This window comes from Leucothrix mucor DSM 2157 (assembly GCF_000419525.1).
Taxonomy (GTDB): Bacteria; Pseudomonadota; Gammaproteobacteria; order Thiotrichales; family Thiotrichaceae; genus Leucothrix; species Leucothrix mucor.
On record NZ_ATTE01000001.1, the window covers coordinates 1,597,704 to 1,619,358 of the forward strand.

Here is a 21,655-nt window from a genome sequence, read left to right on the forward strand (position 1 = left end):
GATCTGTTGTTGATTTATTCATCTATTGGGCTGCTGTATACTAAAAAGTAACCTAAGTGTCACCCAATAATAAAAATATGAATAAAGCACCTCAGATTGTTTTTGACAATGAGCATCATGATTTAGGACGGTTAGCAGGCGAGATTAAGCTTGCTAACCCCCTTGGCGTCACCATTTTCATGGGCAAACGCTATCCACATACAAAGCCAACAATCGATGCTTTTTTGCTGTCGTTAGAAATGCCTGTTTCTGGTGGCATTTTTCCTGAAGTAATTTATGGCGACACCTATTATGGCGATGGTGTGATCGCATTATTGTGGTTTGATAAACCTGAAATACGCACCTTCAAAAACATTAGCGATCCGCAATCTGAGCTTCATCAGCATCCATCAGCCCTTGAGCACGACCCAAGCCAAGTCAGTTGTTTGATGATTATGGATATGGTGAGTGGGGCACCTGAAGCGGCACTTGATGCGCTTTATTACTCGAATGGAACTGACCTTACTTACGCAGGCACGGGCGCTGGTTATGCTGAGGGCGGATCTTCACCGTGTGTGTTTTGTGAAGAAGGAGTGATTGCAGACGCTTTGCAAACGATTTGTTTACCCTATACCCAGAAAACCTATGTCGGACATGGATGGCAAGTGCTATCCGGACCACACTTAGTGACCGAGTCGGAAGGGAGCCATGTTAAGTCGCTCGACTATCGCCCCATAAAGCCGCACTTTGAACAGATGATAAAAGACAGTCACCCTGACGATGTGAGTGATTTATCATTCGATCAGTTAATTAGTCGCTTTCCAATGGGCATAAAGCCATATGACGAAGATATATTAGTCCGCGATGCCATGGGCTATCAGGATGGAACCATTCGATATATCGGTGATATTCCCGTATATTCTAAGGTTTATTTGCTGTCAGGCACGCCGGATAGCTTATTGGGATTTGTTAAAGACAACCCGGAATCCTTTGAGCCAAACGCCGAAGAGTCAACCTTATCCTTAATTTTCAGCTGTGTTGGTCGTCGCTTTCACATGGGTGAGCACAGTAATACAGAGCTTAAAAGCTTGTCACCTATGCTTAAGAGTAAAAATATTATTGTTGGCACCAGCTCCGTAGGCGAAGTAGCCGTGAATAAATCAGGCCTACCGTGCTTACATAATATGAGCCTAGTGGTGTCGAGGCTGTCTATCTAATGAATCCCGCCCATAGCTTGATAATGTTGCAGCATGAGTTGCTGATGAGCTTAGATGTTTCAGATGAGCCTAAAAAGATTCTGATCAGTTTTGCCATGAGAACTTTAAAGACTCTCAACCTGCGGGCACTGTATGTGCTGGAAAAAGATAATGCTGAAATTGGCATAGAGGTTTCGACCCACCAAATTCCCCAAGCTTCAACCCCCATTGAAGAGCATGACTTCTTAAAGAAGTACATTGATGGAGATGCACCGAATAAGAATGAATTTCTTGAATTAATCCAAACCCAGCGAGGTTATTGGTACTGTTTTGCGCTAAAAGACCTTGGTTATCTGTTATTTGAGCGAAGCACCAAGCGCTTTGATCAGACCTTGATCTATGCACTCTCTGCGCCGATGTCGCGCTTTGCTCAGACCTATATCGATCGTAAGCAGTTCTTGCTAAACGAACGCAATCGCTTATACATCAAAACTATTTCCGAGCACCTGCAATCCGAGAAAGGCAAGCTGGAACACGTCCTGCGTTCAATTCAGGATGGCGTATTGGTTGTGCATGAGTCTGGCTGGATTAACTTTGCCAATGAAGCGGCTTACCAGCTATTAGGGCTTCCGGAAACCGACCAGCTCGACGAGCATTTCAAAAACTATTTTAATATTTTGGAGACTGAAACCGAGCGCAGAATGAATGCTGAGATTGTCGGTTTTTGCATGGAGCATGATAGCTGGACGCAAGCTAAACCCGTCATTTTGAGACCTCATACGGGTAAGGATGTTGTTGTCATCTTGAAGGTCAAGAGCATGCTAGAGCCTCCTCAAAATGACATGCCGGCACAGCGCTTTTTTGTGTGTAGTTTTCATAATATTACCGAAAACTACGCCATGGAACGTCGCCTGAAATGGCAGGCTACTCATGATCCGCTCACCAGTTGCTTAAACCGACATGGCTTTCAGGAGCAGTTGGAACAATACATCGAATCTGATCGCGAGAATGAAAGAGGTGTGTTGCTGTGTTTGGATTTAGACCGCTTTAAATATGTGAATGATATTGGCGGACATGTCGCGGGTGATGCATTGCTGCAGCAACTAAGCGCACTGATGCAGCAAGAGCTGGGCGATCTGGACTTTTTAGGCCGTGTCGGTGGTGATGAGTTTTGTGTGTTATTACGAGACTGCAGCTGTGAACGGGGCCTAAAGGTCGCAGAATCAATACGCCGGCAGATCGATCGACTGCGCTTCAAATGGGAAACCAATATTTTCAGCGTGGGCGTCAGTGTTGGTGCATCGGCTATCTACCAAATTGATAAAGATGCCGATGCGATACTGCTCAGAACCGATGAAGCCTGCATGGTTTCCAAGGAGAATGGTCGAAACCAAGTCACAGCGGTTGATAAGCCCAGCGCCAGCGGGAGCGCTCAGGCCAATACCGGTCAATCTAAAAACTTGCAATACCTTAACCGTGCCTTGTCTGATAATGATGACGATTGCCGTTTTATCTTATACAAGCAGGATATTCGCTCTTTATCCCCGGAGACCCAAGCAGGGCACCAGGAGGTATTGTTGCGCATCTTAAAGGATGGAAAAATTCTGGCACCCAACAGCTTTCTACCAGCCGCCGAGCGTTCAGGCAAAGTGGCTGACCTTGATTTATGGGTGTTGAGTAATACTTTAGATTATCTCTCTTATAATAAAGAACATCGCCTGAATGTGAATCTCTCGGGCGTGACACTCAGTAATAAAAAGGTCTGCGATAGAATTTATGACCTGATTAAAGCCTATCCGGTTGAAGCCTTGCACTTGTGTCTGGAGATTACAGAAACCTCCGCCATTATCAATTTAGCCAAATGCATCGCCTTTATGGAAAAGCTGCTAAAGCTGGGCGTAACCTTTGCACTGGATGACTTTGGAACCGGTGTTTCATCGTTTAGCTACCTGAAAAATATGCCGGTTGAATACTTAAAAATAGACGGCTCATTTATTCAGGATATCTGTAATAACAAGATTGATGAGATTGTGGTGCAGTCTATTGTGGCCGCTGCGCGCGCTATGGATATTCGCACGGTGGCGGAGTATGTGAGCGATCAGGCTATTTTGGATAAGGTCACTGAGTTGGGGATCGATTTTGTACAAGGCTTTTGCCTTAACGAGCCCGAGCCACTGATTCGAAGCAGCAAGATTAAACTCGGAAAAAAGCACAAACTCCTCGTACCTTACTGAGAAAGAGCATAGCCGGATAGTCCTTTGGGGGTGTAAACTGCAGCTGTTTTAAGTCTGCTAAGATCAACAAGGAATTCCAATGCTTTCAATTAATCAGCGTTTTGATGCGGGTAACATTGTGGTGGTCGAGGCCACTGATCCTGCAGCCATTCAATTAGAGATCCGCGCGGATCATCAATCAGAATTCTTTCAGTGGTTTTACTACCGCATCTCTGATGTGAAAGATACCCCTCTGAAAATGACCATCCTTAATGCTTCTGAAGCCGCTTATGTCGATGGTTGGGAAAACTACCAAGCCGTTGCCTCCTATGATCAGCAAGACTGGTTTCGGGTTCCGACCTCCTATGTCGATGGCCAGCTCGTCATTGAGCATGAGCCGGTTTGTGACTCGATTTATTACGCCTATTTCACTCCGTATTCATTAGACCGTCATCAGCAGTTTGTTGCGCAAGTGCAGTGCGACCCACGTTGTAACTTGATTATTGCCGGCCAAAGTATCCAAGGACGTGATCTTGACGTGTTGCGCTTTGGCGAAGAGGGCGAGGGCAAATCTAAAGTGTGGATTAATGCGCGTCAGCATCCTGGCGAATCAATGGCAGAGTGGTTTGTGGAAGGCCTGATCTTGCGCTTATTAGATCCGGATAATGCTATTTCTGAAGCGTTACTGGCATCCTGTGTATTTTATATCACGCCGAATATGAATCCTGATGGCAGCACCATGGGCCACTTGCGGACTAACGCGGCGGGCGTGAATCTTAATCGGGTATGGGGCAATGCCTCTCCTGAGACCAGCCCTGAGGTGTACCACATTCAGGCTATGATGGAACAAACCGGTTGCGATCTATTTCTGGATATTCATGGGGATGAAGCCTTGCCATGGAACTTCATTGCCGGACAAGCAGGCTTGCCGGTCAGCAACAAGATCCTTAAGCAGGAAGAAAACTTTAAAAAGCGCTTGGCAAAAATTAACCCGGACTTCCAAACTCTGCATGGCTATCCCCCTAAGAAGTTCGGAGATGAGTCGTTAACACTGGCCAGTAATTGGGTCGGTGACCGGTTTGGTATTGCATCGATGACATTGGAAATGCCATTTAAAGATAATGCCGGACGCCCCGAGCCATTGGCCGGTTGGTCTGCCGAGCGGAGTATGCGGTTAGGCTCTTCAACCTTGTACCCTATTGCGATGCACTTGAAGGTTTAAGCCCTTATGTTTTTATTTATACACGGCTTTACCTCTTCCTCGCAATCGACCAAAGCACAGCAATTGCGCAACTGGTTAACATTGCAAGGGCGCGAGAGTGAGTGGGTTTGCCCGGATTTACCGATTGATCCGACAGAAGCAATCGCCATGCTCAGTGAGATTATCGAGCAAGCACCCCAGCCACCGAAATTGGTGGGCAGCTCTTTGGGTGGGTTCTATGCGACGGTATTAGCCGCTCGCTATAATCTGAAAGCCGTTGTGATTAATCCGGCAGTACATGCCGGTTTAGTCTTGCGCCAAGCCATTGGGCCACAGAAAAGCTGGCACTCTGAGGAACTCATGGAGTTCACGCAAGCGCATGTTGACAGTTTAAATGCGATGGATTTACTGGCACCCGCTGAGCCTGACAATATCTTTTTGATGGCTGAAAAAGCAGATGAAACCTTAGATTGGCAAGCCGCTGGCGATTATTACCGCGACTGCCATCAGCTCATTTTCCGGGGTGGTAACCATAGCTTCACGCGCTTTCAGGAAGTATTAGAATTGATTGACCGCTTTTAAGCGTCTGTCACCACACTAGCAGGAGATAACAGATGCACACACGTCAAATAGGCTCATTGACCGTTTCGGCGATTGGCTTGGGCTGTATGAATATGTCCATGGGTTATGGCCCGGCAGATGATGAAGTATCCGCGCAATTATTAAATGAAGCGCTGGATACGGGGTACACTTTTCTGGATACCGCCACGCTATACGGCGGTGGCCATAATGAATCGCTAATAGGTGAAGTGCTCAGAACTCGTCGTAAAGAATATGTGCTGGCGAGCAAATGTGTATTGGCTAAAGATGCCGAAGGTAATAACATTATTGATGGTCGCCCAGAGTCTATTAAGCGCCAATGCGAAGCGAGCTTAAAGCGCCTGCAAACGGATGTGATTGATCTTTATTATTTGCACCGTCTGGATAAACAAGTGCCGATTGAAGAGAGTGTCGGTGCCATGGGTGATTTGGTACAAGCCGGTAAAATTCGTGAGATTGGCTTGTCTGAAATGTCTAGTGCTACCTTGCAGCGGGCTTATGCTGAGCACCCGATTGCCGCTATGCAGTCCGAGTATTCACTGTGGTCGCGTACGCCAGAGTTTAAGATGCTGGCGACTTGTGAAGAATTAGGCGTGACATTTGTGCCATTCTCACCCTTGGCACGTCAGTTCCTGACCGGTAAAGCCTGCGACAATACGATGCTTGGCCCGAAGGATATTCGCTGCACTAATGCGCGTCCTCGTTTTGAGCCCGCCGCTTATGCGAAGAATGCCAAATTGCTAGTGCCGTATGCGCGTATCGCTGAGCAGGTAGGTTGTAACATGGCGCAATTAGCCTTGGCTTGGATCATGTCTCAGCAAAACTCTCAAGGCAAAGCCACATTGGTTCCCATTCCGGGGACTAAGCATATCGAGTATATGAAAGAGAATGCCGGAGCAGGGGATATTCAACTGGATGCTGATGTGATTGCTGAGCTCAATGAGTTGATTAATGAACAAACTATCGTCGGCCGACGCTATACGGATGATCTGATGATGTCGACTGACTCTGAGCAGGATCGTTTGGCTTAAATAAAAACAACTCAGCGTCACGATTCATTCTGGCGTTGAGTTGCTTCCTGGCATCATATTGCATTGCCCTAGAATTTTTTGCCATGCTTTAGTATGACGCTCACGAGCCTGCACCCATTTCCCCCATAAGCTATCTTCACTCTCCAGTGCCAGCACTTGCAGCCGATAGCCCTGCATGGATTTTGGAGCAGGTAGCTGTTTAATCATCGCATCATGCAGTCCAAACCAGCGGCTTCCTTCGCGTTGAATAATGGCCATATACGGCTGCACTTCACCCGCATAATATTTTTGAAACACATTACTGAGAATAGTCGCGCGAGGTGGCTGGTGCCCTTCAAAACAAAATGGTTTGCGTGCAAGCCGGGTTTCAATGGCTTTCGCGGTGCGATCTAGCGTATGAGTCATCATACTCAAACTCACTAACAAACCTGCACCAAGTTCACTACGATGCAATGCTTCATAATGAGTTTCGATATCATCCAACCAATCGGGCAGGGTGATCGACTCGCTGCCACTCATCGCGGCTAACTCCGAGAGCTTTTCCAATGCATTTTGCGGGCTGCCATAGCTGATATTCTCCATTGGCAGTGGTGGCTTGCCCAACTTAAAATGATGACTAATCTCATCCGAGCCATAAATACCATTCCAGACTTCAATCGGCAGATTAGCCAGTTTCGTTTGGTAAATTGACTCTAAGCGCTCTTGAAATGCTTGCTGCGTTTCATCCGGCTCTTCAATGGATTCCAAAGTTTGGTAGCAGTTCTGTAGCGCGCTAACAAACCGCAATTCATAACGCATTTTTTGGCTGGGTGGCATCACCTTGCCCAGAGTGCTGTTGCGCTCTGATATCAGGTGCAACATATCGCATTGGCGAAAATCCAAGACATCCCACAAGCCTTCGCGTAACTCGGTCGTTGCCACAAGGCGCTCGCGCTTAACTGGAAACACCGGTATTGCCAGTGCAGCCTGATCAAGCTCCAGCTCGATTTCAGTTTCCAACACATTAGCCATGCGCGCAGCATAGTCTTTTAGCATTGCTTTAGGTGCCGACTCTTGGCAAGCACTTAGCAATAACACGCCAACTAAAAGCGTTATGAACCGCAAGGGTGAAGAGTATTTAATCAAGATTATCCATTTTAATAAAACACTTATTGATTAATAAATAAACAAAAAGTTACATTAATAATTCATTAAGTATGGCAGTGAGATACTTAAAAAACTAAATTAAATAGTCAAATCATGGGTTTGCGCAATAATAAAAATAAGCTTGCAAAACTTCTGTTCGGATACGCATTGTTGTTCGGGCTATTGCTTGCGTCAAATGTTTACGCAAATACTACGGTTACTGTGTCGGATGAGGCCTTCGGCAATAACATCGCTGGCCGCGCTGCCGCAGCAACGCTTGATGATGACTGGGCGGCTTCCTTACCCAGTGGTATTTTCAACCCTGATTTATTTGAAGGCGGCACGGGTTACGATGGGGCTAAGACCATTATTGATCCCACTGGTGCATTCTATCGTGTGGGTTGGGAAGTCGGCTCGATTGATGACACGGGCCCCGGCACGCCCACCTCAACCACCTTTATAAAAGCCACTTCAGGCGGCGTAACCTACGGTAGCTCAGCTAGAATTCAGGCAACTGCGCCCAATCCGGTGAGTGAGTCGCGCTTATCATCCGGCCATTCTGCGCCAGGCTTAAACTCTATCCTGCTCGACTTCTCGGATAGCTTAACGCCCATTTATGAATTTGGTATTTTTATTGGAGATGCCGAGTCGCGGATCAATAACGGGACTGCTGCGCGGATGATTGTGTTTGATAAGTCCGGTGCATTGCTAAAAGATGCACCGATTATCTATACCGGTACGGTATTAACCGGCACTGGCGTTGGCGATCGTTATACTTATACATCCGTCGAACCACTGGGCTCACCCTCTGGTGATGCCAATACACCATCGGGATATTGGGGCAATAACACCACCGCATTTGTTACCGTCAAGTCCGATCACATTATCGGTAAGGTGATTTTTCAGGCGGGGGATGATGATCACACCACGCGTAACGAAGGTACTCAAGAACAAATCGGAATGACGGGTATTTTGCTGCCGTATGAGCCTTATGTCCCGCCTGCAGCACGGCCACCAGAGCCGACGCATCCGGTATTTGAAGCTAATCACCAGTCGCAGATTTTACCCGGCAATGTGTTGTTCTACGCCCATAAATTCAGCACGCCGAGCAATGGCACCGTAAACTTCAGCAGCATTAGCTCAGGTAATCAAAGTGTTGGTTGGGCACAGCGAATTTATCTGGATAGTAACTGCGATGGCGTACTGAATGGCAATGAAGGCAGCGCCACCTTTTATGGCACCAAGCTAAGTAATACCAACTGGGAATCTCCCTCTGAAAGTCTCGCCGCAGATGATGAAATCTGCTTGATCAATAAAGTCTTCGCGCCTGCTAATGTAGCCGCTTATGATCGCTACACGCTGCAAATTAGCGCTGAATTTATCGATGAAGATGGCAAGGTTTGGATGCTTAAAGTACAAGATGCCACCAGCGCCAAACAAGCTCAGTCAGTAGCGACACCCACAACCCCAGCGGTTGGTGCATCGGCCCTGGAGCTGCGTAAAACCGTCCAAAACATCACAAGTAATACTGATGAAACGGCAACCATGAATCAGGCCTTGCCGGGCGAGACTTTGCAATACCGCATTTACTATCGCAATACCGGCACCGCAGCGCTGAGTGAACTAGTGGTTAATGACACACCACCAGAATACACCACTTACAAAGCAGGCAGCATCAGTTGTCATACACCGCCATCCAATATGCTCTGCAATCCACTAGTCGGCACGCCGGAGTTACATTGGCAGTTTACCGGTCCACTCCAAGCGGGCGAACAAGGGGTGGTGAGTTATCAGGTACAGGTTGATCAATAGCCATATTACTGCGGGTAAAATTAACGATTAGTTATCCCACTAAAAAGCTGACATATATCAACTAGGCCACGCGCGCAATTATCTACTATCAGGCTTACTACTCCAATGCCCAAACACAAGGATTAAGTCATGAACGAATTACGCGCCCCTAAACAGCCGTTTTTCATGCCTGATTTTGAAAACAGCGCCGAGATTCAGGACATTATGGACCGCTCGGTGCATGCACTACAGGCTCGCTCGACCTTAGGTCTCTCCCCAAAAGCCATTACCGGCGCTTATGCCGACTGGTTTACCAACCTCATGAACTCTCCTGGCAAGCAATATCAGCTGGTGGAAAAGGCGTTGTCTAAAGCGATGCGACTGGCTAACTTTACCGGTAGCCACCTGCTACACGGCGCTGATTGCGAGGCCTGCATCGAGCCATTGCCAACTGACAAACGCTTTAAAGGGGATGCGTGGAAAGCGTGGCCGTTTAATGTGATGTCGCAAGCATTTTTGCTGAACCAACAATGGTGGCATAACGCAACAACCGATGTGCGTGGTGTGACTAAGCAACATGAAGATGTGGTTGATTTTGTGACGCGGCAAATGTTGGATATATTTTCCCCATCTAACTTCTTAATGACCAACCCTGAGCTATTGCAACAAACTTTGCAGGAAGGTGGTCAGAATCTGGTGCGCGGCGCACGCAATATGCTCGAAGACTGGGAACGAACCAGCCAAGGCAAACCTGCAGCGGGTACTGAACAATTTAAAGTCGGTCAGGATATTGCCATTACGCCCGGCAAAGTGGTGTACCGCAATCACCTGATCGAGTTGATTCAATACTCGCCCACCACCGAAAACGTACAGCCAGAGCCGATTCTGATCGTGCCGGCTTGGATTATGAAGTACTACATTTTGGATTTATCACCCGATAACTCCTTAGTGCGCTACCTAACCCAACAAGGCTTTACCGTGTTTATGGTGAGCTGGCGTAACCCCGACAAAGATGATCGCGACTACGGCATGGATGACTACCGTGAGCTGGGCATTATGCAAGCGCTCGATGCGGTCTGCAGTATTACCGGTCAACAAAAAGTGCATGGCGTTGGCTACTGCTTGGGTGGAACGCTGCTCTCCATTGCCGCCGCTGCTATGGCGCGCGATGGCGATACGCGCTTTCAGACGCTCTCCTTCTTTGCCGCACAGACCGACTTTACCGAAGCCGGTGAATTGATGTTGTTTATCAATGAAAGCCAAGTCACTTTCTTAGAAGATATGATGTGGGAGCAGGGCTTTTTAGATACCAAACAAATGGCCGGTGCTTTCCAAATCCTGCGCTCCAATGACTTGATCTGGTCACGCATGGTGCACGACTACCTGATGGGCAAGCGCTCACGCATGAATGACTTAATGGCGTGGAATGCCGATGCCACCCGTATGCCATACCGCATGCACTCTGAGTACTTGCGCCAACTGTTCTTAAATAATGACTTGGCAGAAGGGCGCTTTAAGGTGAATGGCAAAGCGGTTAGCGTTGAGGATATTGATGCGCCAATCTTTGCAGTGGGCACCGAATGGGATCACGTTGCGCCATGGCATTCCGTGTATAAATTTCGCTTACTCACCGATACAGAGCTTACCTTCTTGCTAACCAACGGCGGGCATAATGCAGGGATTGTGTCAGAGCCTGGCCACCCACGCCGACACTACCGCATGGAGACCATGACACGTACCAAGCATTATGAAGAAGCAGATACTTGGGCAGAAGCGCAAACCGTGCATGAAGGCTCTTGGTGGCCTGAGTTTGCCAGCTGGCTAAAAGCCCGCTCTGGCGAACCGGTTGCGCCACCCGCCATGGGCGCACCGAAGCTTGGCTTTGAGCCGATCTGCGATGCACCAGGCACTTATGTCATGCAGAAATAGTTACGCTTTTAACAGATCGGTAAGGGGCGAGTCGGCTAATGGCTCGCCCCAGCCATTTCGATGCACCAACTCATCCAATGGCAAACGCGAGCGCCAACCTTTAGCTTCCAACTCCGGCTGCTCCAAAAACTCACTCACATAGCCCAAGCACAAATACGCCAGCGGATATACCGACTCAGGCAAGTTAAGCGCTGCGGATAAGTCATCCTGATCTAAAATACTCACCCAGCCTACACCAATGCCTTCGGCACGAGCGGCCAGCCATAAATTTTGCACCGCCAAGCAGGTACTGAATAAATCCATTTCCAGAATAGAATTGCGCCCCAATACATTCGGCCCGCCACGGCTGCGATCGCAGGTAATGCAGAGGTTAATCGGGCTATCCATAATGCCTTCCAGCTTAAGGCTGCGATAATGCTTGGCTTGCTCACCCTCATAATTATTGGCGGCTTTTTCATTCTCACGCAGGTAGAGGTCTTTAATGGTTTGCTTCACCTCAAGCGAGTCGATCACAATGAAATCCCAAGGCTGCATAAAGCCCACTGAGGGCGCATGGTGAGCGGCTTTGAGCAGGCGTGCTAAGACTTCATCGGGAATAGGATCAGGTAAAAACTGAGAGCGTACATCCCGTCGCTCGTGAATGGCGCGGTACAGACCTTGGCGGTCGGCATCGGAGAAATGTTGGTTATTATCCATAGTAAGGTGATCTTCCTCAATTCTTAGTCCTTTAGGGCGCGAGTATAACGCAAGGTTGATCGCTAGCTACGCCCGTTAATGCACTCCATCAGTACTTGATCGCGATATTTAGGTACAATTACAAAGTGGTGCTGTATTTTGAAAACGGGATGACTGCCATAACGATACTCCAGCGGATAAATCTGACCGCCTAAAGGCAGTGGTTCTAACCTTAAATAAAACTAATAAAAAAGGAATATTATGAGTGCGATTATGTTGCCGTCTACGTCTTGGCTGAAAGCCTTCTCAGGTAAAACCTTTGCGGTATTTGGTAGTTTTAGCCGGTGGCCGAGTTACTACGGGTCGCGAACCAGCCCTAGGGTATGGCTAGAGAAATATGGTGGGATCAGCGTAGATACGGTAACCAAGGATACAGGCTTCCTGATCATTGGTGACAAGCGAGCGAAGGGAAAAGCGGATGCAATCCGTAAAGCCGAGAAGTACGGCACGACCATTATTAGCCAAGATGATTTTTTCTACCATATCCGACCTGATTTAGGCAAAAAGCGTATTACGTTCACGGGTGGTTTTTTGTTTTTGCCAGAGTCCGTGAGTAGCGGTCACGCTTATCCAATTTTAGAGACATTAGGCTGGGAGCAAGATAGTGCTGTAACAGCGGATACCGACTACCTTGTTGTGGGTGAGAAGCGTGGCAAGGGTAAAGCGGGAGCCATTAAGTTGGCCGAGAAAGGCGGCGTATCCATGCTCACAGAGGAGCAATTTCTCGACTTGATTGGTAATCAGTTCAATCCTGACGATTTGGACTTTCATTCCCTGATCATCAAACTGCAAAGAACGATTAATCCGAATCGCCTACAAAAAGCGCTGGTCATGCTTAAAACCTCAGCCTTTGACCTCTACAATGAACATGACGCTATTTCCGCAACCGGTATTATCCAGAGCCAGACTGGTACCAGTTCTGCTTATGCCTGTACCATTGACGATAAAGGCGTGTACTCCTGTTGCGATGATAATCTTGATGCTTGCTGGGGGATGCAGGGTGGTGGCGTGTGCAAACATAATTTGGTCTTATTATTAGGGCTGGTGAATAACAATGCATTGGATGCCAGTACGGTGTTCAACTGGATAACGAAGACCAATCTGGTCGGCCCATCGAGCAGTAAAAGTACTGAGGATAATCTGGCAAAGACTTGGCTGCGATACAAAGGCGTTAAAGCAGGGAAGTTGGATTGGCGACCCATGGAAACGATTCCGGAAGACTATTACGCTTTTTAAGCGGAACTGTTTAAGGATTCAAGGATTGTTGAATCAGGACATGATTTGTACAATGCACTGGGTGAGTTGTTCTGGCGTGCAGGACAGAATATCCACTCCTTGTTTGGCCATCTTTGCAGCGGTTACCCGATCATAATCGGGGCGTGCATCGTAACCCAGTGCGGCTAGGCCCACGGTACGGGCGCCACTTAAGTTAATTGCCCGAGTGCATTCCAATAATTTAAGCTCATCACCACCCTCATAAAAATCAGTGATTAAAATAACGATGCTGCGTCGGGGCTCCTTAATGAGCTGCTGGGCATATTGCATTGCTCTAGCAATATCAGTACCGCCGCCAAGCTGTACTTTTAGGAGCACATCAACGGGCTGCCCGACCTGATCAGATAAGTCTGCAATGTCTGTATCAAACAAGAACAGTGAGGTGTTGACCGATGGTAACTCGTAAAAAATTGATGCCATAATCGTTGAAAAAACGGCAGACTCCAGCATTGAGCCAGACTGATCCACCGCAATAATAATATGCCAAGGCCGCTGCGTACGCTCACAGGCATAGTAATAAGCCCGATCCACTACCAAGCGCTGATTGTCTTCATCCCAGTTTTGTAGATTGCGGCGCAACGTGGTTTTAAGGTCTAAATTACGAAATACTTTGGCCGGTGAGTGACGATTGCGGTTAATGACTCCGGTGATAGCTTGCTGTATTTCTGGCTTAAGTTTTTCGCGAAGTTCGTTAACGACTTTTTCAATCACCTTTTGCGCCAGAACACGAGTGTCCTCATTCAGCAGGTTTTTAAACGTCAGGATTGTTTTGACCAGCTCAATATTCGCTTCAACTTTTTCCAGTAATTCGGGCTCTTTCAGTAGCTGCGCGATGCCTCTGCGAGCAATGAGTTCTTGTTCCAGTATCTCTTTAGCTTCACGCGGGAACAGCTCATCCACGGCTTGCACCCAATCAGGAATGGTAAATACCGATTTACCTTTGCCTGCCCCTTTGCGCGAGCCATTTTTCTTGCTGGGTTCACTGCCCGTCGACGGCGTAAATAAATAATCCAATACCTCCGCTTGCCGTGCAGATTGTGCATCCAATGTTTGAATGCCATGGGCTTCTGCGGAAGGGTCGAGCACCAAGCGCCAACGGCTTAAGTTCTGGCGTTGCTGACGTGAGAGTTCACTGAGTTTTTTCATATTAGTTTTCCGTGCTGGAGAAGCAAGACCACTGTTTCATAATACCTGCAACCTGCTGATCCAGTTGTGCGAATACCTGTAAACCATCTGGAGTCGCCGTATCCAGCTGAAGCTCCTCAACTTCCGTTAATCCATAATGCTGTGCAACGGCATCACCCAAACGATTGCGTTGTGACCTTGAAAAGTGCTCAAATCCAGCTCGTAAATGCACGAGCATCAGGTCAAAGGTTGTTTGGTCGACGCGCTCCAGCAATGAATCAATGGCGGCAATCAGTGCTTTAGCGCCTAACAGTATCGACGTTTGTGACGTGGTCATGACGCCCTGGATAAACTGACTGCAATGCACAACCTCTTCCGGCGGTGCATAACGATACTGTTCAATATGCGCGGCTAAAGCCTGTCCATCACGTTGTTTTATCTCCATCAGCACTCCCCAGAAACTACCTTGTAAAAAGGGAGCCTGATAGCTGTCTGCGGCTTGTTGCAGGTATTCGATAAATAAGTCTCGATCAAGCCCTGGCAAATCATCACTAAGGTAGGTCTGAGTCAGCTGCAATAAGCCTTGAATAATCGCTGTATCATTTTCTCCGGGTGTGCTGCTAATCAGTAGTAAGCTATGCGTGGCCCGCAAAAAACACTGCTCCAGTAACGGCTCCAGCGATGGAATCTGATGATCCAGTCGCGCGAGTTGATGCCTGCAGCGCTGTAAGTTGGCGACACTGTTAGCCAGTGATATGAAGTGTTGATCTCGTTGTAAGGCTTGTTGACACAGGCTATGCGCTTTCATGATGACCTGCGGTAAGTCCATCTTCAGTGCATCGAGCAAAGTGTGACTGATCGCCTGCATGGATTGCCGTGCATTGGCGAGCTGGTCATTAATATGACCGAGTATGACCGTCTCAATCGTATCGCCATAAGGGCTAAGCCTGATTAGGCTTTCCTCGGTACCCACCTGAAACTCACAGTGCCATGTTTCGGTAAATATCAGATTGTCGTCATCCGATGAAAACTGCTGTTCAGAAAATGGAATGCTGAGATAACTCAGCCGGTGTAGAAACGCACTGGTAGAGCGCCCATTTTCCGTACGGATATCAAGCTTACATTGCCAGCCATAACCCTTGTTCTTGTTTAATTCATACCGCGCTAATAACTGATAAAAGTGACTCACCAGCGGTAATTGGCCGGCACGCGGCGTAATGTATCCGCGCTTTATACCAATCAGGGCTTTATCCAATGCGCGTTGCAGGGCCAGGCCTTCTTGTTCAGGGTTCCCTTTACAACAGCAAGTGATGATTGCATCCAGTATGTCATCGAGGATTGGCCGCATCCGGTTACGGAGTTGGCATAACATAAGCGCGTGTTGGCTACTCGATAAGGTATCAGCAGCGGATAAGCTTTCACCTTGCTGGCGGGCGCTATGGATCAGATATTGCATGGATTTATACAGGGCTTCTTCGTTCAGCTGTTCGGCGATTAGGTTTTGCCATTGCAGCTGGTAAAAGTAGGGCGCGCGATTGCCCGCCTGATAGCCACTTTGCTCGGATAGCCGCTCGTAGGTGTAAGGCACCAGCGTGTGATAAGCCTGTCCAATATTATCTTGATAAGCGATGTGGCGCTGATGTTGCTCCATAAATAGGTGCAAGCCACCACACACGACCATTGCCTCATCCGGTTGTTTTAGGTGTTGCTGAATGTGTTGCCACATAAACGCCTCGCGCTTCAGCGTATCTGCGCTGAGCTGCGTGGTTGCCCGTACGGCCGCGCAAAAGCAGGCCAGTTGATAGCGGAACTGTTCTGGCTCAATGGCATCCCGTTCAAAATGCGCATCCCAGCATTCATTCCAGCTTTGATAGCCACCGTTCTCTACTAACTGCTGATAGAAATGACTCGTGAGAAAAGGCGTGATGTCATCCGACTCATCGGCTTCATCGCTATCAGAGTTCGCTTCGGTGAATGACGGACGCATATACGCAGGCAGGTCAATCAGAATGACTTCTGCGCCTATTTCCTTGGCGAGCTGAATCGCCACGTATTCAGGTGAGTAACTTAGCAGCGGGTGCCAGGTGCCCAAGCTGGGCATGATGTCGGCTGAGGGCGTATTGATGTTAGCCAGACCAAGCTCATTATGTTGGTCGCTAAAGCTAGAATATAGCGCCACGGGCGGCTTGGTTTGAGGGTCGGTGAGTAGGGGTAGTACTTCTGAAAACGAATAGGGCAGTTCAATAAAGATTTGTTTGGGACGACGCTTGAGAATGGCCTTACGCAAAAAATAAGCACAGTGAGGCGAGTGATGGCGTATCGGAAACCAATACAGTGCCTCATCCAGACGCGTTTGTACCTGATCTTGCAGTTGCTCAATGAGCGGCTCATCTAAACCGGCTTGCTGCCAAAGCGTGTTGATAGCGGGCACCTTATAGTGCCGCGCGAGTGGCCGCGTAAAACTTATCCCACAAGGCGCTATCGGCTGCCCGTCGTTTGGCGACGAGATTCAGGTATTCGCGCAGGGTGTTGCGGTCCGCTTCATCTTCTTTAACCACCGCGCCCACCAAGTTTGCGGCGATGTCATCGATGCGTACTTTACCGCCACCTAAATACTGGGCATGAATGGCAGCATCCAGTAAAACAGAGATACTTTCAGCCGTTGATAAGGTGCTATTCACCTCGGTAATCTTCACTCCCTCGGTCGTTCGCCCCTGCCGTAACTCCCGAAATACCGTACTGAGTAGTTCAATGATATTAGGCTCAATGTCTACCTGTAGCTGATACTGGCTACTCAATTCAGTGATGCGTTGTCGAATAATCGCCTGTTCGGTGGCGCTATCCTTAGTCATGGGAATATGGATGTAATTAAAACGGCGTTTTAGCGCAGCTGATAACTCATTCACCCCTTGATCTCGTGAATTAGCCGTGGCTATGACATTAAAACCGGGCGTTGCCCAGACCATATTGTCATCCGGTAGCTCAGGGACTGCGATGGATTTTTCCGAGAGGATTGAAACCAGACTGTCCTGCACATCAGGCACACAACGCGTGATTTCTTCAAAGCGTAATAGGCCACCTTGCTGCATGGCGGTCATGGACGGCGACGGGATGCGGTTTGAGCTGCTGTAACCTTCGGCAATCACCTTGGCGATATTCCAGGTGTATTTAATATGCTCTTCTGTGGTGCCCGCCGTGCCTTGAATCGTTAGCGTTGAGTTGCCACTAATGGCCGCAGCCAGATTTTCAGATAACCAGCTTTTACCAGTGCCCGGATCACCGATTAGTAGCAAGGCGCGCTCTGAGGTCAGCGTAACAATGGCACGCTCAACTAAGCGATGATCCCCAAAAAACTTGGTAGGAATCTCCACCTCAATGGTTTTGCGTCCTTTTTTTAAGGTTTGAGGCTTGCCACCCACAATAAACTCCAAGACCTTACGGGGAGATAGCTTCCATGAAGGGGGCGCAACATCGGTATCATTCTGTTTTAAGGCAGCTAACTGCTCGCTGTATTGTTGCTCCAGTGGCGCTCGGAGTACCTTGTTTTTAGTGGCCATATTGTTACCGTAATTTTTTTAATAGTGTTTTATAGTCTGTTTTATCCTGACCCAACATCAAGTGGCGTGGGCCATTTTCTTCCAGCACGCTGAGTGGCTGTAACACTCGCTGCCCCAACTCGTAATGCATCAATGCAAATAAAGGTGGATGCGATGCTGACTTTTTCAATGCATTGAGTGCCAGTAATAAAGCCTCGCCTTCGGTGTAACTGCTGACCAAGGCAATGTAATCCGTGCCTGCTGCTCTGATATCGATGACGTAACGATCTTCAAAAGCCGGATCATGGCGCGTATCACCCATTTCCCAGGTCTCTAATAAGATCTCACTTTGCAGATCAATCTCCAGATCAAAAGGGCTTGGGCAATAGTTTTTTAACTGCGCCCGAACAGTTTCAGGGTTTTCGCGTGCTAGCGTGGAAAGTCCATCCTGATGCGCTATGGGGTGTAAGGCTGTCACAGTAGAATCTGGCGTTAATGTGAGCCTTGCTCGCTGCTCGGTTTCATGACTTATTTTGACATGACTAAAACGAATAGCGTGAGAAAGCAGGAAGCGAGGGTAATAGTTTTGTGGTTGGCTAAAATCGAGAAAAGCTTCAGGGTGAACAGTCGCTTCCTTGCCTTTGGACGCTAGCGAAAACACCAAAGAAAATATCAACGTTTTACCTGCTAAGGCATGCTCTTGGTCGAGCACTCGCAGTCGAAACTCAAAGGCTGCAAACACATTGGCGATCAGTTTTTTGGAGACACCTAAGGTAATCACTTCGAGGTCATCCAGAGTTTCAGTGGAGGGCGTTAGATTTAGCGATTGCCAAAGTGTTTCGTTCTGTTGCTGCATGGCTTCCTGTAAGCCTTGGCACATCAGCCAGCTACGGTTTAAAAAGAACGATAAGCGTCTCGCGGAAAAGGCATCATCTTGCTTAACATAGCGCTGTATTTCCTGAGTTAATAAACGCAGATTAGAGCCTAAACGCGTGACACCTAAGCTGGAAATATGACTAAATGATTCACCAAATTGGGCGACGGTATGATCGGAGCTGGTGCTCATGCCTGTTTGCAACAATCGCTCAATGGCCGTACTGGTTTGGGTGAGGGCAATAATCAGTGCCTTGCCTTGAGAAGAGTCTGCACAAATTAGCTGCATTATATATCCACTCCAAAACCTTGCTCATCATCACTTTCAACGATGTCGGCTAAACAAGCCTGCTGGGTAAATAAGCGCTCAAATAGAAAGAGTGCGGTTTGTAATTTTAGGCACGCGATGGCCGCATCGGACTGTTGGTGAATGGCTTCGGAGAGTTGCTTTAAGCAATCGGCGAGATAAGTCGCATCTTGTGATGAAAAAAGTATTTGGGCTTGTTCCAGTAATTGCAGCTCGGATTCATCGACCGAACTTAAGCCGCGTAATAGCAGCCTGTCGAGTAAGCTTTTTAGGTAAACCAGAGTGTTTACCACTTCTTGTCGAGTGTCAGAATCAATCATTTTTATTTTTATAAATAGAACAGATCGGGCAATATTAGCACAGATTAGTGGACGATATTATGGGAACCCATTCCAATAGACGGCATGGGCTAAGTGGGTCTAATCATCTCTTGTAATTGGCTTTTTGTAGCGTATTGTTAGGTTTAGATCAAATAGCAATTAAATCAAGGATTTTCTATGTCTCCACGTTTTCAGGTATCCAGACTATCACTTTGTTTATGCCTAGCACTCTTCGCGCACCACGCCAGCGCGGATGAGAGTGAAGCGCTTGCTGATAAACTGAAAGCAGTTGCCATTTCAGCTCAATCAATAGAATCCAATAAAGACTCTAATTTACGGCCCGTTGTTCTGGAAACAGAGCGTAAGTTAGTGATGCCTGCCTATTTACGAACAAGACTTCCCGAATCAGCCATAGCGTATGCCAGAGTGCCAAATATCTGGAGCGCTTTAGGAACTGCGAGTAACGATGTGCTTGATTCTGCTAACGGCTCACAAGCATTCGTAAATGCCACTCGCTCGATAAAAGAGGGATTTGTCGAGACATTAATCCCAGAATTCCCCCAAGGCTTACGCCAACTTGTAGAGCTAGTACTGCAACATACAAACTCTCCCATAGAAGCCGTTGCATTGAAAAGTGCCGCTTCAGGTCCTCTTCCTGCGAACCTACTTATCACCACTGCAGCAGACTTTGAATCACTTGATGTGCTTAAAGAAATATTGACTGAAATAGCGTCACGTTCTCCTAAAATAACAATCCAGCAAGCATTGGACGAAGACGGCTTTTCAGAAATAATCGTTGATGATTTAAAAGTACAAATCGTTTGGAGCAAGACACTATCCCGCCTGTTTTTCTTCATTGGCCAAGGCGCTACAAAAGAGAGTGTGATAAGCCTCGCCACTAATTTGAAACTCAATGAAAGTCACACAATGCTCGTCGCAGAAAAAGACATTGATGATAGTGAGCAGGGTAGTTTTCTTTGGGTAGGTCCGCCGCAGCTAATCAGTATAGCCAAGAAAATAGGATTCTCATCAAGTGATCTGTCTGTGCTTTCAACAGCAGGGGTAAACACCATGAGCAGTGCCGCGGTAGGTATTGGCTCTCACAATGGAATCAATCATTTGAAGCTTGCTTTTGACATGCAAGCAATGGGCTTGAGAGCACTGATCCCCAGCATTGATACTTTTCCGACCTTTAACTTGAATGGAAAAACCAGCCTGGTTGCGACCATAGGCCTTCCAGAAAAGTCACACATCATGGCTTATGAAACGATGATGTCAATGGGCTCACCGGAGAGCATGGCGGGCTACAACCAATTCAAAAAAGCCTTTGCAGAGACCGCGGGGTTTAAGCTGGAAGATATCTTTGACTTTTTTGGTCAAGACATCAGTATTGTGTTTGGCGAAAGCGGCACCTTTTTCGCAGTGCGTTTAAGCAATGAAGCCGCATTCAAAACAGTCCTTGAAAAGTCGGTTAAAGATTTTAATCTGGCCTATGAGCAACGAGAAATATCTGGCCACACCTACCATCATCTACAGCTACCAAATATTTCTCTTGATGAGGCAGTAATCGCTAATCTAACCAGCAGCAATGGTATTGTTGCTAAGCGACTGCTCTCTGTTCCGACGCATTTGTATTGGGAGCAAGAGGGTGAGTATTTAATTATAGCCAGTCTTCCCCAAACATTGATGGATCGACATAATGTGTCACCCTCTGTACCAGCCAATGAGTGGCTCAAGGATACCCAACGCGTCGACCCTGATGGGGCATTGCTGATGGTCTCGGCCGTCACTGAGGGCGTTCCTGCGTCTGTTTATCGTACGCAACTGTCCATGCTCAGCTTTTTTGGAGACTTAACCGAGCGGCCTGTGGATCTTTTTAAATTACCCACGCCCAGAGAAGCCAAGCTCCCCAAGCAAGGCACTTATGGGTTAAAGCTAACGTCCAGTGACACAGGACTTGCGATAGAACTTTCTTTTGAAGACAATCCCTTTGAGTTGTTTGGCGGCAGCACTTACCTCAGCACTGCCGTTGCAGGTGCTGCAGCACTCATTGGAATATCCGCACAAGAGGAATACGAAAAACAACAGGTTCGACAAAAAGTAGCCGTTGGCTTTACTGCAGCTAAAAGCGTCAGCGATGCACTCGACCAGTACAAGACTAAATACGGTAACTACCCAGACCAAGCAACCATAGATTTACTTGATTTAGAAAGACAAGAAGTGACTTATACGCTATCTATTGAAGATACTACCGGCATCGTGAAAATTGAGTACCACATCAATAAGTACTTGGGTGGAGACGATCAATTAATACTGCAGCCACCCTCCGGTGAGTCATTAGAGTGGGTCTGTGAGTCAGGTATTTTCTCTTGGTATTTACCGGAATCATGCCTGTAATACGGGTTGATATCAGTAGCGA

Annotated in this window: 16 protein-coding genes and 1 pseudogene; 9 read left to right on the plus strand and 8 right to left on the minus strand. The window is 47.6% G+C overall.

Annotated elements, in window-relative coordinates; genetic code table 11:
• Positions 1 to 77 precede the first annotated feature (77 nt).
• From LEUMU_RS0107105 to LEUMU_RS0107125, 5 genes are all read left to right on the plus strand, one after another.
• On the plus strand, positions 78 to 1,196 hold the full coding sequence (locus LEUMU_RS0107105) for an FIST C-terminal domain-containing protein (protein WP_157474278.1): 1,119 nt from the start codon (positions 78 to 80) through the stop codon (positions 1,194 to 1,196).
• Complete coding sequence (locus tag LEUMU_RS0107110; protein ID WP_022951587.1) at positions 1,196 to 3,409, plus strand: EAL domain-containing protein; 2,214 nt, start codon at positions 1,196 to 1,198, stop codon at positions 3,407 to 3,409. Before LEUMU_RS0107105 ends, LEUMU_RS0107110 begins: the two co-directional genes overlap by 1 nt.
• 79 nt (positions 3,410 to 3,488) lie before the next feature.
• Entirely contained in the window at positions 3,489 to 4,610 is a 1,122-nt protein-coding gene (locus LEUMU_RS0107115) for a M14 family metallopeptidase (protein ID WP_022951588.1), read from the plus strand.
• Between the two features lie 6 nt (positions 4,611 to 4,616).
• Positions 4,617 to 5,171 (plus strand): YqiA/YcfP family alpha/beta fold hydrolase, encoded by a 555-nt coding sequence (locus LEUMU_RS0107120; RefSeq protein WP_022951589.1) that lies wholly within the window; start codon positions 4,617 to 4,619, stop codon positions 5,169 to 5,171.
• A 32-nt stretch (positions 5,172 to 5,203) separates the two neighbouring features.
• The gene (locus LEUMU_RS0107125) at positions 5,204 to 6,220 is read left to right on the plus strand and encodes an aldo/keto reductase (protein ID WP_022951590.1); all 1,017 of its coding nucleotides are present in this window, start codon (positions 5,204 to 5,206) and stop codon (positions 6,218 to 6,220) included.
• A 24-nt stretch (positions 6,221 to 6,244) separates the two neighbouring features.
• On the opposite strand, the gene LEUMU_RS0107130 is transcribed toward LEUMU_RS0107125, so the two are convergent.
• Positions 6,245 to 7,255, minus strand: coding sequence for a DUF3080 family protein (locus tag LEUMU_RS0107130; protein WP_022951591.1), 1,011 nt, complete (start codon positions 7,253 to 7,255; stop codon positions 6,245 to 6,247).
• A gap of 273 nt (positions 7,256 to 7,528) precedes the next feature.
• Here LEUMU_RS0107130 and LEUMU_RS0107135 point away from each other — a divergent pair, with 273 nt between their 5' ends.
• Both LEUMU_RS0107135 and LEUMU_RS25055 read left to right on the plus strand, forming a co-directional pair.
• Complete coding sequence (locus LEUMU_RS0107135; protein WP_169446393.1) at positions 7,529 to 9,157, plus strand: DUF11 domain-containing protein; 1,629 nt, start codon at positions 7,529 to 7,531, stop codon at positions 9,155 to 9,157.
• Between the two features lie 129 nt (positions 9,158 to 9,286).
• Positions 9,287 to 11,065, plus strand: coding sequence for a PHA/PHB synthase family protein (locus LEUMU_RS25055; protein WP_022951593.1), 1,779 nt, complete (start codon positions 9,287 to 9,289; stop codon positions 11,063 to 11,065).
• On the opposite strand, the gene bluB is transcribed toward LEUMU_RS25055, so the two are convergent.
• On the minus strand, positions 11,066 to 11,761 hold the full coding sequence (bluB, locus tag LEUMU_RS0107145) for a 5,6-dimethylbenzimidazole synthase (protein ID WP_022951594.1): 696 nt from the start codon (positions 11,759 to 11,761) through the stop codon (positions 11,066 to 11,068). It abuts the gene before it with no gap.
• An 89-nt stretch (positions 11,762 to 11,850) separates the two neighbouring features.
• Positions 11,851 to 11,934, minus strand: a pseudogene (locus LEUMU_RS28755) (IS200/IS605 family transposase); the annotation flags it as partial.
• Between the two features lie 67 nt (positions 11,935 to 12,001).
• Between LEUMU_RS28755 and LEUMU_RS0107150 the strand changes: the two are divergent.
• On the plus strand, positions 12,002 to 13,036 hold the full coding sequence (locus tag LEUMU_RS0107150) for a BRCT domain-containing protein (RefSeq protein WP_022951595.1): 1,035 nt from the start codon (positions 12,002 to 12,004) through the stop codon (positions 13,034 to 13,036).
• Between the two features lie 33 nt (positions 13,037 to 13,069).
• Here the strand turns inward: LEUMU_RS0107150 and LEUMU_RS25060 are convergent, their stop codons facing one another.
• Genes LEUMU_RS25060 through LEUMU_RS0107175 form a run of 5 tightly spaced genes read right to left on the minus strand, consistent with a single transcriptional unit; the run spans position 13,070 to position 19,236 of the window.
• A complete protein-coding gene (locus LEUMU_RS25060; RefSeq protein ID WP_022951596.1) occupies positions 13,070 to 14,221 on the minus strand; it encodes a VWA domain-containing protein in 1,152 nt (383 codons plus the stop codon).
• A gap of 1 nt (position 14,222) precedes the next feature.
• Complete coding sequence (locus tag LEUMU_RS0107160) at positions 14,223 to 16,631, minus strand: DUF5682 family protein (RefSeq protein WP_022951597.1); 2,409 nt, start codon at positions 16,629 to 16,631, stop codon at positions 14,223 to 14,225.
• A gap of 1 nt (position 16,632) precedes the next feature.
• Complete coding sequence (locus LEUMU_RS0107165; RefSeq protein WP_022951598.1) at positions 16,633 to 17,757, minus strand: AAA family ATPase; 1,125 nt, start codon at positions 17,755 to 17,757, stop codon at positions 16,633 to 16,635.
• A gap of 4 nt (positions 17,758 to 17,761) precedes the next feature.
• Positions 17,762 to 18,898: a hypothetical protein gene (locus tag LEUMU_RS0107170; protein ID WP_022951599.1), complete on the minus strand. Its 1,137-nt coding sequence runs from the start codon at positions 18,896 to 18,898 to the stop codon at positions 17,762 to 17,764.
• The gene (locus LEUMU_RS0107175; RefSeq protein WP_022951600.1) at positions 18,898 to 19,236 is read right to left on the minus strand and encodes a hypothetical protein; all 339 of its coding nucleotides are present in this window, start codon (positions 19,234 to 19,236) and stop codon (positions 18,898 to 18,900) included. The genes LEUMU_RS0107170 and LEUMU_RS0107175 overlap by 1 nt, the downstream gene beginning before the upstream one ends.
• 177 nt (positions 19,237 to 19,413) lie before the next feature.
• Here LEUMU_RS0107175 and LEUMU_RS0107180 point away from each other — a divergent pair, with 177 nt between their 5' ends.
• Positions 19,414 to 21,633: a hypothetical protein gene (locus LEUMU_RS0107180; RefSeq protein WP_022951601.1), complete on the plus strand. Its 2,220-nt coding sequence runs from the start codon at positions 19,414 to 19,416 to the stop codon at positions 21,631 to 21,633.
• Positions 21,634 to 21,655: the final 22 nt, after the last annotated feature.